The sequence below is a fragment of the Tunicatimonas pelagia genome, from assembly GCF_030506325.1.
GTDB classification, from domain to species: domain Bacteria; phylum Bacteroidota; class Bacteroidia; order Cytophagales; family Cyclobacteriaceae; genus Tunicatimonas; species Tunicatimonas pelagia.
In genome coordinates this window covers 3,599,071-3,613,686 of the sequence record NZ_CP120683.1, presented here as the reverse complement: position 1 = coordinate 3,613,686, position 14,616 = coordinate 3,599,071, and the positions used below count along the sequence as shown (strand labels likewise).

General features: G+C 45.5%; 12 protein-coding genes. 8 read left to right on the top strand and 4 right to left on the bottom strand.

The genetic code is table 11. From position 1 onward, the window contains the following. The first annotated feature begins 299 nt into the window (after positions 1-299). A complete protein-coding gene (gene nhaD / locus P0M28_RS15410; protein WP_367281863.1) occupies positions 300-1,631 on the top strand; it encodes a sodium:proton antiporter NhaD in 1,332 nt (443 codons plus the stop codon). On the opposite strand, the gene P0M28_RS15405 is transcribed toward nhaD, so the two are convergent. Next, entirely contained in the window at positions 1,621-2,469 is an 849-nt protein-coding gene (locus P0M28_RS15405; RefSeq protein WP_302203281.1) for a sialate O-acetylesterase, read from the bottom strand. The genes nhaD and P0M28_RS15405 overlap by 11 nt on opposite strands. Further along, positions 2,469-2,792: a winged helix-turn-helix transcriptional regulator gene (locus P0M28_RS15400; protein ID WP_302203279.1), complete on the bottom strand. Its 324-nt coding sequence runs from the start codon at positions 2,790-2,792 to the stop codon at positions 2,469-2,471. The genes P0M28_RS15405 and P0M28_RS15400 overlap by 1 nt, the downstream gene beginning before the upstream one ends. A gap of 89 nt (positions 2,793-2,881) precedes the next feature. Here P0M28_RS15400 and P0M28_RS15395 point away from each other — a divergent pair, with 89 nt between their 5' ends. After that, positions 2,882-3,514 carry a DsbA family protein gene (locus tag P0M28_RS15395; RefSeq protein ID WP_302203278.1) on the top strand — a complete coding sequence of 211 codons (633 nt, stop codon included), beginning with the start codon at positions 2,882-2,884 and terminating at the stop codon, positions 3,512-3,514. Between the two features lie 14 nt (positions 3,515-3,528). Further along, the gene (locus tag P0M28_RS15390) at positions 3,529-4,161 is read left to right on the top strand and encodes an NAD(P)-dependent oxidoreductase (RefSeq protein ID WP_302203277.1); all 633 of its coding nucleotides are present in this window, start codon (positions 3,529-3,531) and stop codon (positions 4,159-4,161) included. A 7-nt stretch (positions 4,162-4,168) separates the two neighbouring features. Here P0M28_RS15390 and P0M28_RS15385 read toward each other — a convergent pair whose 3' ends face one another. Then, complete coding sequence (locus P0M28_RS15385; RefSeq protein WP_302203276.1) at positions 4,169-4,765, bottom strand: 3-keto-disaccharide hydrolase; 597 nt, start codon at positions 4,763-4,765, stop codon at positions 4,169-4,171. 285 nt (positions 4,766-5,050) lie between these two features. Here P0M28_RS15385 and P0M28_RS15380 point away from each other — a divergent pair, with 285 nt between their 5' ends. From P0M28_RS15380 to porU2, 5 genes are all read left to right on the top strand, one after another. After that, the gene (locus tag P0M28_RS15380; RefSeq protein WP_302203274.1) at positions 5,051-5,578 is read left to right on the top strand and encodes a hypothetical protein; all 528 of its coding nucleotides are present in this window, start codon (positions 5,051-5,053) and stop codon (positions 5,576-5,578) included. Positions 5,579-5,588: 10 nt separating this feature from the next. Beyond that, positions 5,589-6,134, top strand: a complete 546-nt coding sequence (locus P0M28_RS15375) for a hypothetical protein (RefSeq protein WP_302203272.1) — start codon at positions 5,589-5,591, stop codon at positions 6,132-6,134. Positions 6,135-6,216: 82 nt separating this feature from the next. After that, the gene (gene murI / locus P0M28_RS15370) at positions 6,217-7,047 is read left to right on the top strand and encodes a glutamate racemase (protein ID WP_302203271.1); all 831 of its coding nucleotides are present in this window, start codon (positions 6,217-6,219) and stop codon (positions 7,045-7,047) included. Positions 7,048-7,464: 417 nt separating this feature from the next. Further along, positions 7,465-8,556: a putative type IX sorting system protein PorV2 gene (locus tag P0M28_RS15365; protein ID WP_302203270.1), complete on the top strand. Its 1,092-nt coding sequence runs from the start codon at positions 7,465-7,467 to the stop codon at positions 8,554-8,556. Further along, positions 8,549-13,654, top strand: coding sequence for a putative type IX secretion system sortase PorU2 (porU2, locus tag P0M28_RS15360; RefSeq protein ID WP_302203268.1), 5,106 nt, complete (start codon positions 8,549-8,551; stop codon positions 13,652-13,654). The genes P0M28_RS15365 and porU2 overlap by 8 nt, the downstream gene beginning before the upstream one ends. 55 nt (positions 13,655-13,709) lie before the next feature. Here the strand turns inward: porU2 and P0M28_RS15355 are convergent, their stop codons facing one another. Continuing rightward, positions 13,710-14,459, bottom strand: coding sequence for a DUF6503 family protein (locus tag P0M28_RS15355; RefSeq protein WP_302203267.1), 750 nt, complete (start codon positions 14,457-14,459; stop codon positions 13,710-13,712). Positions 14,460-14,616: the final 157 nt, after the last annotated feature.

Genomic DNA, 14,616 nt, shown 5'->3' with positions numbered 1-14,616 from the left:
CGTTCGATAAGCAATTGTTATTTTGGTATTTAGAAGATAAAATACTGGCTAACTTTGCCATTATCGAAAAGGCACGTGCTGCTAAATACAAACCATCATCACCCCAACAGAAAGCAATACTCTATCACCAGTATTCTAAATACCACCTGCCTTCGTAAAATATTAAGATTGAGGATTTTTAGCAGAAAGTACCATTTCCCTTTTATTGGATAATTATACTACGAGTAGCCTGTCTACCTTTGCTATTATTGCAATATTAAATTGTGTTTTAGCGACAAAGTGCATAGGTCATGGTTTGGATGATTATCATATTTTTGATAGGCTACTTAGTAATTACTCTCGAGCATTCTCTTCACATTAATAAAGCAGCTACGGCACTACTGGCTGGTGTACTGTGCTGGACAATATACGTATTTCAGGTACCGGAGGTAGAGATGGTGTCTGAGCAGCTTGCCCACCATATGAGTGAGATAGCGAGCATTCTCTTCTTTCTGTTGGGTGCCATGACAATCGTAGAAATTATCGACAGTCACGATGGTTTTGAGCCGATTGTCAGCCGAATCAGAACTGATAGCTCTCGTAAGCTACTCTGGATTATGGCTATCTTAGCCTTTGTTTTATCCGGTATTCTGGATAATCTAACCACAACCATTGTGTTGGTTTCGTTGCTTCGTAAACTAGTGGATGATAAGCATGAGCGCTGGCTGTATGCTTGTGTAGTAGTTATTTCAGCCAACGCGGGCGGAGCTTTTACTCCCATTGGTGATGTTACCACCACTATGCTCTGGATTGGCGGTCAGATTACTCCTCAAAACGTAATCACCAAATTATTCCTACCCAGTCTGATATGTATGTTATTTCCGCTACTGTATCTTTCCCGAACCTCAGGAAAAAAAATACAGCAAAAACTATCATCAGATGAAGACATCGAACTAAAATCAACTTCATTTGAACGTAAGCTGGTGCTCATTATGGGAGTGCTGGTACTGGTCTTTGTACCCGTGTTTAAACTAGTAACGCACCTTCCTCCTTATATGGGTATTCTACTAGGGTTAGGCTTTCTCTGGACAGTCATTGAGATTATTCATCACCGAAAAGATGAAAGCCTAAAAACCCACTTTTCGGTACTGATGGCCTTACGTAAGGTGGATACTTCAACGGTGTTATTCTTCCTGGGAATTTTGCTGTGCGTGGGCGCGCTTCAGTCAGCCGGGCAACTAGCCATTGTAGCGAATTACCTGAGCGATAACGTCGGAAATTTTTACGTAATCAATTTGTTGGTAGGTATCTTCTCTTCAATTTTTGATAATGTGCCACTAGTAGCCGCCATGATGCGGATGTACGGGCTGGATTATCCGACCGATCATACCTTCTGGGAGTTTCTAGCGTATTGTGCGGGTACCGGAGGTAGCATTCTGATTATTGGCTCGGCGGCTGGAGTAGCGGCGATGGGTATTGAGAAGATTAACTTCATGTGGTACGTTCGCAAGGTAAGTTTCCTGGCCCTAATGGGCTACGTAGCGGGGGCAATCACGTTTATTATCCAGCACGAAATTATTACCTACGGAGTGAGCGCAGAGCGTTTAGCTGATTTAACTATGGATTTGCAGACACTCTTTGCTAATTTTTAGCACTGGCTTTCCAGTACTTCACTAAAGCTTGACCAAACTGTTGGCCTAGTTCTAATTGGCCAGCCGAGTTGTAGTGTACGTTATCGTCCCACTTGCCCAAATCGGAGGTATCAATCATCCAGACGTCATCCATTTCATTGGCAATACGCCGTTGGGCAGCTTGCACGGTATCTACCGCGGCGTAGCGGGCTGGGTCTGGATTTACCAAGCCAAAAATAATGGGCAAGTTTGGGCGATCAGCATCCTGGCGAATACGTTCTATAAATGTTCGGAAGTGCGGATAGTAATCTACTCCGGCCTCAGGAATACGGGCATCGCGTTCGCCCTGCATCCACAGTAGCGCAGCAATTTCGGTAGGTTCATTGACGGTAGCCGTAGCCTGACTCACGTACTTCCACAATGAATCGTACATCACTCCAAATCGCACATTTCTGGTAATCGTTGCTTGAGCTGAATCGTAATCCGGTGCCCAGTCTAGTAGCGATGCCCCACCAATCGCATATTTAACTAAAATGAAATTAGAATCCGGGAAGTGTTGATGGAGTATTTGGCTTAATCCTATCTCAGGACCAAAGCTTAGCGAATCCTGGCTGAAATTTGGCTTCATTCCGCGATTGAAATAAGTAATATGATCGGGAATATTCACCGAATCCAAATCAGCTACTCGTCCCGAACCCACCATATTGGACTGACCACCCATCAGAATTACGTAATGCTTCTGTTCTTCCTCGGCTGTGGTATCTACTTCGGAGGAGTTCTTATTATTAGGATTACATCCAGCAATAACAATCACCAGCTTAAACACCAATAAATTTCTTGATTTTCTAAAGTTGCTCATCACTTTTTGATGTACTGAAGTCCAAAATCTCGAATTGGTTCAATCAACTGTAATGCTTTCTCACCGTTCTCAGTGAGCGAGTAATCCACGCGCGGCGGCACTTCGCCGTAATTGTATCGCACCACCAAATTATTATCTACCAGTGTTTTTAGCTCCTGGGTCAGCATTTTCTCACTGATTTCCGGAATGGCTCGCTTAATTTCGCCGTAGCGAAGGCTACCCGATCCAATCTCACTAATGATGAGCAATCTCCATTTACCACCCAGCATTTCTAGCGTAGTACGAATCGGACAAGTTGGGCTAAGGTTCTTATTCTTTTTCATACTTACTTAAAGGTAGGTACCCTTCTTTTACTATTATACCACCAAGATAAATATTTTTGCGTATACCTCTGCAAAAGAGAAATACAATTATGAAAATTATTTATGCTTACGATGCATTATGCGGATGGTGCTACGGCTTTTCTTCCGTGATGGAAGCATTCTACCAAAAGCATCAAAAAAGAGTGGATTTTGAGGTACTATCGGGTGGAATGGTTACTGGCGAACGTATCGGTCCCATTGGTAAAGTAGCTCCTTACATCCAACGAGCCTATCGCGATGTAGAGAAATCTACCGAAGTGAAATTCGGTAAAGCTTTTTTAGAAGATATTCTGGAAGAGGGAACAACTGTTTTCAATTCTATGCCCCTGGCAATCGCACTGAGTGTATTCAAATCGTATCGGGCAAATGAGGCGGTTTTATTTGCTTCGGCTTTACAAAAGGCAATCTACTACGATGGCACGGCTCCTGAAGATACCAAAGCATACGGACTACTTGCTGAGGCTTTCGGAATAGACGGGGAAAGGTTCACCCAGCAAATGAAAGAAGATGCATTCTTAGCGCAAACTCAGCAAGAATTTCAGCGCACTCAGCAACTGGGCGTACAGGGCTTTCCCACCGTGTTTGCGGAAGTAAAGAATACGCATCATCCGCTAACCCGCGGCTACACTCCTTTAAATGAATTAGAAAACCGATTTACCGCACTATCCCAGCATATACAGTAATTATATCTTCAAATATGAAAACCATCGCACTTTTTGGCGGTACCGGGCAAACTGGTAAGGAATTTTTACAACAGGCGTTAGCGAAGAATTATCAAATTAAAGCGTTGGTACGCACCCCTGCTAAGGTAACCAAAATCTCACCTGATCTGGAGGTTATTACGGGCGACGTATTAAACCTTGAAGATGTCCATCGGACGATAGCGGGTACTGATATTGTAGTGAGTTTGTTCGGACACGGGAAAGGCTCGCCGGAGTGGTTACAAACAACAGGCACTGAAAATATTCTGGCAGCCATGGAAGAATATCAGGTTTCACGAATTATTTCGCTTTCGGGCGGAGGGCTACCCTATGAGAAGGATCGACCTAAGTTTCCCGATAAAGTGATTCGCTTCATCATGAAAGTAGCCGTTCCCAGAGTGCTAAACGATGCTATTCGCCACGCTGAAGTACTGAAGAACAGCGATGTGACGTGGACAATTGTACGCGGACCACAACTTACCAACGAACCGAAAAGAGGTGAATACCGCATCGGCTGGGTAGGCGTGAACGCAGGTACCAAACTAGGTCGGGCTGACTTGGCCGACTTTATTCTTCGTTTGGTAGAACATAAAGGGTACGATAATCAGATGCCCTTTGTCAGCTATTGATCGTCACTTATAACTCCGCTGCCATAATGTTGCGGTATTCAATACTCATCTCGCGATTAGGGTGCAGTTGAATGCCAATCGGGCCTTGCTCAACTGCATTCTCAGAGGTGTAGTTCATCACTTCCTGGCCGTTGAGCCACACGGTGTATTTGTTACCAACTGCTTGAGCTTTCATGGTATTCCAATCATCCATCTTAAGCAAGTCAGCTACACCTTCCGCTTCCACCGGATAACCTTTGCCCGGAATGTAGGGCGAACCAGTCATATCACGTTTGAGCGACCCTGATTCACCAATCTGGATTTGCTGACTATCGTGCCGAAGAAAAATGCCCGAGTCTACGGTTCCTTCCCCCATTTTAAAATCGGCTTGTACCACGAAGTCAGTGTATTCTTTCTTCGTCCACAGGATAGATCCAGTCTGGTCGGGGCCACTCTTCACTTTTAGGATGCCATCTTCTACTGACCACCAAATGTTATTCTCCGGCTCTACCCAGCCTTTTAGGTTTTTGCCGTTGAAAATCTTCTTCATCTTCGGGTCATCCGCCTGAATAAAAAGTGCGGCTATAATTAATAGTGTAAACAACGGAAATAGTCTTCTAGTCATAGGTTGGGGGTATTTGAAATGGCTTATTAATAACTTTTTTCTGAATCTCTAACTTACAATAATTCCCGTATTTCTTCTGCTTTCTAAGCATCAGTATCTACAGTTCTTGATTTCTTGTCGGCTAATCAACTTCTTAAACTAGTTGTTGCATTGCCACAAATTCGTATTCAACCCTACATACCTTACAATGTAAGATAAGCTAGGTAAGAACATTTGATAAGACTTCTGTATATTGCATTTTGCTAATAGTTTTTATTTATATACATATATTATAATTCGAGATTAATGAAGAAACCACTTCTATTTATCGCATTAGCCTTGTTTAGCAGTTTTACTGTTTTTGGCCAAGAATTTCAACAGCCTTCTGAAGGAAAGTCCTTAGTTTATTTTGCCCGAGTATCAGGTACAGGGGCATTAATTAACTTTAAGTACTTTGATGGGGAGCAATATCTAGGGAAAATGAGGGGGGTTCACTACTTCACCTATGAGTGTGATCCAGGAGAGCACGTTTTCTGGGTTGCTGCTGAAAACCGAGATTTTGTTAGAGGTGATTTAAAGCCTAATGCTACGTACATCTTAGAAGTGCGCCCTACAATGGGAGCCGTTAAAGCAGCCGTGCAACTGCGCCCAGTTTCGCCGGACAATGAAAAAATGGTTAAGAGAGTCAAAAAGATCATAGCCAAACAAAGACTAAAAGACCCGAAAGGCCAGGAAGAAGATGTGTCATTCTTGATAGAGAGTGGTATGAAGCGGTATCAAAAAGTACAAGATAAGAGTAAAGTAGAGGTAATTGATCCTAATTGGACATTCTAGAATAAAAGTTATGACTACTCTAAAACACATTATTCCCTTAGTAGCTCTTTCATGTATAACCCATTTTGGGTACTGCCAAGATGGTCATTTAAGTTCTAGAAAGGGGAAGAGCTCGTTGGGTGTAGGCATTGGTTTACCGTATGGTGCCATAGGAATACGGGCTGGTACCAACCTTATAGAAGGGTTGAATTTATTTGGTGGACTAGGTTATCAGATCGCTGGCATTGGTTATAACGTGGGTTTACGGAAAGATTTTCCCAGTTCTAACGCAACCCAATTTTATATGACAGGTATGTACGGTACAAATGCAGCAACTAAAGTTAAAGGACTATCAGAGTATAACCGAGTATACACTGGAGCTACATTTGGCGGAGGTGTCAAAATAAACTCTTGGGGTGTAGAGGGCAATTACTGGGATTTGGGATTACTTATTCCTATCAGATCGTCTGAATTTCGAGATGCTGAACAAGCAATGAAAAATGATCCGAGAGTATCTGATTTATCTACAGCTTGGCCAGTATTGATTGTAGTAGGATACAATTTTACAATACAGTAGTGACCTTAAAAACGTATTCCTTGCTTCTTTTAAGACTGGCACGATAGCTGCGAACGATCTAGCCAGACAGAAGCATGTATCAATGAATTATCCAGTGGGGCCTATTGGAGTATTTGATTCCGGTTACGGCGGACTTACTATTTTTCAGCAGTTGGTAAAGCAATTGCCTCAGTACGATTACATTTATCTGGGTGATAATGCCCGTAATCCCTACGGTATTCGCTCCTACGACGTAGTGTATCACTATACGTTAGAGTGTGTACGCCACTTGTTTGGCATGGGCTGTAATCTAGTGATTCTCGCTTGCAATACTGCTTCCGCTAAAGCCCTGCGAACCATTCAGCAGCGTGATTTACCCGAACTCAATGGTTCGCGCCGGATACTAGGAGTGATTCGCCCTACTACCGAAATTATTGGTTCTTACTCCCAAAGCGGCCACGTAGGCCTTTTCGCTACGCAGGGTACGGTTAATTCGGAGTCGTATCTGATTGAGATCAAGAAATTTTTTCCCGAAGTAAAGATTTATCAGGAGGCGTGTCCCATGTGGGTGCCTTTGGTAGAAAATAATGAGCATAACACTATAGGTGCCGAGTACTTTATCCGGCAGCATACTGACCGCTTACTGTCCCGTTCTCCAGATATTGATACTATTTTACTGGCTTGTACTCATTATCCGCTGTTAGCCCATCAGATTGCGAAGTTTCTACCCGCACACGTTCAATTAATTTCTCAGGGCGAAATTGTGGCACGTAGTTTAGCCAGTTACCTAAATAAGCACCCTGAAATGAAAGCTCGCTGCACTCAGCGGGGGATAAGAAAGTACTTCACTACCGAATCAACCGAAGACTTCGATACCAAAGCCCAAATCTTTCTGGAAGATCATCATGTACGGGCTGAACACCTGCAATTGTAGTGGGTAACTTTCTGTTAAATCAACCTAAAAAGCACATAGTTCTTAATACTATCCGTGCGAGTTAACTCGCTCAATTTGCTTCGGAAAAAACAAGTCTTTTTTGGCATAATTCTATTCATCCGTAGTTCGGTAGCTTACCCTCCCAAAAGTTATTTTTAGGCCGCAAATAAACTTACGTAACCCTCCTCAACCACCCGAGAATTTTTTGAGGGGAAGGCGTTAGCTTGCTGATAATTAGCTAATTTGACTTGAGTGCGTCACGGAATAGGTGCAAACAATATTTCATCTTCAATGAGTCGTTTTACACTTAAATCTTCCCTGTTTCCTATAAAAAGAGATGAGGACTTTTCCCCCTTTGTAAAGGGAGTTAGGGGGGGATGTTCGGCGTATTCTAGCTGCACTCGATATGTTAACTCTATGCGTATCAGGGTTCTGAGCTGTCTTTTCCTTGGTCTCCTTGCACTCACTGGGCAAGCCCAAATCCGTACTCCTAAGTACAGTAACGAGTTCCTGGCTATCGGTATTGGCAGTCGGGGGCTGGGGATGGCGGGTACCCAAACAGCTGTAGTTGCAGACGTCACCTCCGGCTATTGGAACCCCGCGGGTTTAGCTAGTCTGGAAAATCCTTACGAGGCTTCGCTGATGCACGCTGAGTACTTTGCGGGTATTGCCAATTTCGATTACGGGGGTTTTGCCACTCGCATCGACTCGCTAAGCAGCCTGGGAGTTTCAGTAATCCGTTTTGCGGTAGATGATATTCCTGATACGCGCTTTTTGTACGATGCCAACGGGCGAATTAACTACGATCGTATTCGCTTCTTCTCAGCCGCCGACTATGCCTTTCTGTTTTCCTACGCCCGACGGTTACGGGCTATTCCCCGCTTGCAGTTGGGGGTAAACTTCAAAGTGGTACACCGCAACGTGGGCGACTTTGCCAATGCCTGGGGCTTTGGTTTGGATGCCGGAGCGCAGTATAAGCTAGCTGGGTGGCAAGTTGGACTAATGTTTCACGACATTACCGGCACGTTCAACGCTTGGTCGCATAATTCTGAACTAGTGATTGATGTTTACACCCAAACCGGTAATCAGATTCCTGATAATTCGGTAGAACTTACGCTACCGAGGGCAACCTTCGGGATAGCAAAGTTGCAGCGGTTTTGGCAAAATCGTCTGGGGGTACTGGCTACAGTAGATGCTACTTTTACTTTCGACGGTCAGCGCAATGTGCTGGTAGGTTCAGACGTAACCTCTATTGACCCTTCGGTTGGTTTGGAGTTAGACTACGAGACAATTGTTTTTCTGCGAGCGGGTGTAGGTAATGTGCAGCAGGTGAAAAACTTTGATGGTAGCACCTACCGAACGTATCAGCCCGATTTTGGCGTAGGCGTGGTACTGGGTAAGCTCCAGATTGATTACGCCCTCACGGATATTGGCGACCAATCCGAATCGCTCTACTCCCACGTATTTTCCCTCAAACTAGGTTTCGGAAAATCGCAGGAGAATGAGTAAATCTAGATTACCTACAACACTCCTCGTAGTCATTGTTCACTGCTCATTGCTCATTGCTCATTGCACGAAAGCGCAGCGCTTCGGCAACGAGTGGGTAGTTAATAACCAACAGTACTACAAAATTCCGATTGGGGAAGATGGTATTTACCAGGTTGACTACGCTACATTACAGCAAGCTGGGTTTCCGGTTGCCTCGGTAGACCCTCGCCGGATTCAGCTTTTCTTTCGAGGCGTAGAACAGGCGATTGAAGTACGCGGTCAGCAAGATGCTCGCTTCAACCCAGAAGATTATATCCGTTTTTATGGTCAGCGTAACGATGGTACCATAGATGCTGAACTGTACACATCTCCTGAAGCTCAGCCACACCCTCACTATAATTTGTATTCAGATACCACAGCATATTTTCTTACTTGGCGGATAGATGCTGGGGTAGGTAAACGAGCAGCAGCTTTTTCGGAGAATAATGTGGATGGCCTACCAGCAGAGCCTTATCATTTACAAATAGAACAACAGACGTTCGCCAATGAGTACGAGCAGGGCCGGCTGTACCCTGTTGGCTCAGCGAGTCGGGCAACATCAAGACTTAGTGCCTTTGATTATGGCGAGGGTTGGACAGGTAGGCGAATCCGGCAAGGAGAGTCCGTAGATTATACTGTTACGGTAAGAAATGCTGTAACCAGTGGACCCAACCCCCGGCTGCAACTGGTAATTACCGGGCGCAACAATCAACTGCATAATGTTACTGTTCAGGTAGGTGGCAACGCCGGTTCCCTGCGGACATTAACTACTGCTGAATTTAGCTACTACGACAGCTACCGAATAGATACCACTCTGGCATGGTCGGACGTAGGTAGTAACCAAATGGTGGTTCGTTTAACCCCCAATGGGGTAGGGGGCAGAGCCGATAATATTTCTTTAGCCCTACTGGAGCTTAACTATGCTCAGCAGCCCGATGCCCAAAATCAGAATCAAGTACTGAACTTAGTAGGAAATACAAACGCTAAATCGTTTCTAGAAGTAGCCAACCCACCAGCTAACGCCCAACTTTGGGACATCACTGACCCAAACAATACCGAAGCGATTGGCTATAACATTACTGAAAGTGCGCTCTCCGCAATTATTCCTAATACTAATGTATCTCGGCAACTAATCTTGGCAGAAGTACAATCGGTAAGCAATATGCGGCGAGTCACCATGCCTGCGCTAGAAGCATCGGCTAAATTTCTGATGGTGGGTCATCCGGCCCTTCGGCAGCCCACCGGCGCCTACAGTGACCCTATCGGGGCATACCGCGACTATCGGATTAGCACCGGTCATCAGCCTCTTTTAGTTGATATTAATCAACTCTACAATCTGTTCAGCTACGGGGAAATTAGTCCTCTGGCTATTCGTCGCTTTGCCGATTATATGCTATCGGTCGGCAACCCGGAGAATTTACTACTAATTGGCAAGGGCCTCACCGTCAATTTCAATTACCACCGTCGTGATCCAGCTACTTTTGAAGTACAGGACTACATTCCACCAGGAGGAATGCCGGGATCAGACATTATATTTACTACCGGACTAAGGGGTAGCGATGGTATTGGCATGGCGATACCTACCGGAAGGGTCAACGCCAATACGGCTCAAGAGGTAGCTAATTACCTAGACAAAGTGATGGAAGAAGAAAGCCGCACGTTGGCCGAAGATTACCAGGAAAGTAGTACGCGGGAAGCCCTCTGGAAAAAGAATTTAGTACACCTGAGTGGCGGGGTATCTTCCTTTGAGCTAACGCTCTACGCTCGCTACGTAGATAATTTTGCGGCTATTGCCGAGAATCATTTTTTGGGAGGTGAGGTAGCTACCCAGCAGAAAAGAACCAACAATGCTACCGAACTTATTAATATTGCTGAAGAAGTAAATCAGGGTGTTTCGCTTATCACCTTTTTTGGCCATTCTTCTACCACTATTTCTGATATGGATATTGGGTTCGTATCCAACGACGAATTTGGCTATCGTAATCAGGGAAAGTACCCAGCTATTCTACTCAATGGCTGTAACGCCGGCAATGTTTTCAGTACCGCCACCACCTTTGGCGAGGACTGGATTCGCACCGCCAACCGAGGGGCACTGCACGTGATGGCTCATAGCTCCATAGGAATTTCTAGTATACTCAAGCAGTATTCCGATCGGTTTTACGAAGTAGCATTTGGCGATAGCACCTGGATAGATCAGCCCCTGGGCGCAGTTAAAAAAGAGAGCGAACGCCGATTTATAGAACAAGTAGGCGCATCAGCTTGGGAAATGCACATATCTCAGGTACAGCAACTAGTGCATCAGGGTGATCCGGCTCTCGCTCTGTTTGGGCGTAGCCAACCCGATTATGAGACCAACACCAATAGTATTTTCGTTACTCAACTGCAAGATGCACCCGTTACTGCTGCTTCCGATTCGTTTGCCGTAAACTGTATTGTCCGCAATTTTGGTCGCACCCAAACGGATTCTATCGCTATATCTTTGCAACGCACTTTTAGCGATGGCACTACCGAAACCTACGGCCCGGTATGGTACCCTCCGGTATTTTATCAAGATACTTTGCAGTTTACCGTACCCAATCAAGAAGGTAACTCCAATGCTGGAAATAATCGCCTGGAAGTTATTTTAGATAGCCCCGACTCCGTAGCTGAGCTTAACGAAGCTAACAACCGGGCAGCGATTGATTATTTTGTTCCGATTAGTGGAACGGTTAATCTCGCCCCAGTTAATTTCGGAATAGTATCAACACCGGAAGCGACCCTACAGGTACAGCCCGGCAACCTTCAGACGACATTACGATCTGGCTCGCCCCGATCAATTTTGGTTGAGCTAGATACTTCGGTTACTTTTAGCAGTTCGGCAAAACAACAAACCACCTTAGAAACTACCGCACTGGCTCAATGGTCAGTTACTTTACCCGTTACCGAAGATAGCACGGTATATTTCTGGCGAAGTAAATACGCTGCTCCGTTAGCGGGAGAGGTCGATGATTGGAACAATAATTCATTTACGTATTTAAGCGAAAGCCGCGATGGCTGGGCCCAGGTGCATCCTCGTCAGTGGCAGGAGAACACCCTAACCAACGTGGCCTATCGTAATAATCAATGGGAATTTGAAGAGAGTAGCGTAGCACTGGCAGTGACCGTCTCGGGCGGGGAGGGTACGGTGAATACCGACGTTACTCTTAACGGAATTCCGTACATCTTAACTACCGCTACTGACTCTCGGCTTCTCTGTAAGAACGATGCCATTGGTGCAGTCGCCCTCACCCAAGAAGGACTGCTGCCCTACGCAGTAATCTCCCGAGGAGGCTTTGATGTACAAGATCCCAATACCTGCGGTCGTCGCCCGCAAGTCATTAATGATTTTAGCAACGGACAAATTACGGGTGATGGCCGAATACTAGAGCAGTTTATTGATGCGGTAGGCGATAATGACCCAGTACTACTGTTTTCGTTCGGCAATGTTGATTTTACTGCCTGGCCGGAAGAGACGGTAAGCAAGTTTCAGGAATTGGGGGTAGCTTCCGAAGCATTAGCTGATTTACAGGCCGGGGAACCGCTTATTATTTTTGGTCGTAAAAATGCCAGCATTGGTTCGGCCACCGTAGTGCGAGCCGATTCCACTAGAGACATTCCCGTAACTGAGCAAGTTATTTCATTAGACGAGCAGATTACGGAGCCGTACCGCAGCGGAAGCATCCGCGGAAGACGTATTGGTCCCGCCCGAGCGTGGCAAGAGTTACAAACCCAGATCATTGGAAATGACTATACGATTACCGTATTGGGTGAAAATAATACCGGAGAAGTAGTAGAATTATTAACTGGTTTAACCGGGCAACCCAGCGTAGATCTAAGTAGTATTGATGCTCAGCAGTATCCGTATTTACGGTTAGTACTGGAAACCAGCGATCCGGTAGAGCAAACCCCGGCTCAGCCCGAAAGCTGGATTGTCTTTTATAGTACATTGCCCGAGGGCACGCTAATTTCGGTAGATGTTTCAGAAGCCATCGTAGAAAAACAGGAAGGTGAGACCCTCACTTTTTCGGGGGCGTTTTATAATCTGTCCGAACAGGACTTTGCCGATTCATTGGCCGTTGTCTACACCTTATCTAATCAAGAACAACGTCAGGCGCGCACCGATACCCTCTACATGCCCGCCCCAGCTAGCGAAGATACCGCTACTTTTACCATTGCTGTTGATACCCGCCAACGAGTGGGTACTAATGATATTACCATTCAGGTAAATCCGCAACAGCAGCCCGAGCAAACCTATACCAACAATACGCTACGGGTGGATAACTGGCTGGAGGTGATAGGCGACGCAACCAATCCGATTGTAGATGTGGCTTTTGACGGAGTGTACATCATAGACGGCGATATTGTAGCTCCTAGTCCACTCATCACTATTCAGGTGCGGGATGAGAACCCGTACTTGCAGAAACAAGATACCACCGGAATTGATATTTTGTTGGGTCGCGAAGAAATTGAGCTGAATGCCTCGGCTTCTACCAAAAATGCCCGCACCCAGAACAGCGAATTGAGAAGAATTAGCCTAGATCAGCCCAACGTAAGTTGGAACCCAGCTACCGATGACACTCCGTTTACCATCACTTACCAGCCGGAAGTGCTGGAGGATGGTATTTACCGATTACAAGTACAAGCCAGCGATGCCAGCGGAAATGCTTCGGGGGCGAACCCCTACGAGATTACCTTTGAAGTGATTAATGCTTCCACCATTACCCACTTCTATCCGTACCCTAATCCGTTTTCTACCAGCACTCGCTTTGTGTTCACCCTTACGGGAGCCGAGGTTCCCGATCAGCTAAAGGTTCAGATTATGACGGTGAGTGGGAAAATTGTTCGAGAGATCACTCAGGACGAAATCGGCCCTATCCGCATTGGTAACAACATTACGCAGTACGCCTGGGATGGACGTGATGAGTACGGCGACGAATTAGCCAACGGAGTGTACCTGTACCGCGTGATTGTTCGTAACGATGGTCAAGCGATGGAGCACCGAGAAACCTCCGCCGACCGAGCATTTACCAAAGAATTCGGAAAGCTGTATATCTTGCGGTAGAAGAACTGAATGACAGATAATGGATGACTATCGAGCAAATCGCTCACTCTATTATTCAGTTCTTCAGTTCATCAATTACTGCTACGTTCTCTAAGTCAATGCGCGATAACTCCTGCACCTGATCGTTAGTAAACTGAGTATCGTATTCTTCTAAGGAAAACTGATGCAGGGTATCCGTGTAATTGATGTAATCAGCGAAGCGAATGCCGTTTATCTCTCGCCCGTTATACGCCTCCCGAAAGCGAGTGCCTCCACCGTTCACATGAAATGAGTAGGCTAGGTAATCCATCGTACGTTCATTTTGGTGAAACCAGTAAACGAATACATCATCAAAGTCTGTTCCTCCTCCCTGTTGGTCGAACGTTACCTGCACTTTATGATAAGGTTTCGATTTAACCGTATCAGCTCCCAAATACGTGGCATTTACCGCTGGGTCAGTAAGGGGCTGGGGCAGCAAGGCAAAATAAACTACCGAGTTCAGTGCGTCAGCGTAACGCTGCTCATCTTTTGCCGACAATACAACCTCTTCGCCGTCTATTTTCCGGGTGAAACCCTGGTTATCTAGAACATCGTGAATACTACCCAGCGAATCTTCCCATGCTCGTTCGTAAGTAAACTGGCCACCGTGTAGGCGCACATCGTAGTGGCGATCACGAAACGAAAAAGAAATATGCTTACCATCGTAACCGTCTCCGCCGTGCGCGGCAATGGCTTCAGCAATAATTTTCTTAGGATCAGGATCAGACTGACAGGCAAAGCCGAACACCATAAAAGTACAGGACAGAAAAACAGAGAGATATTGCATAATAGTGTAAGTAGCATTGTTGCTTACGCACCAGTTGATGAAAGTGTTATGGTATTTGGGTGTTCAGGTGTTAGTGTGTTATAGTACTGTAGTTCAGAGTTGAGCTTGTACTACTGTGAACTTAAAACTTTTGCGCTACAACACTCTATCACCAAGA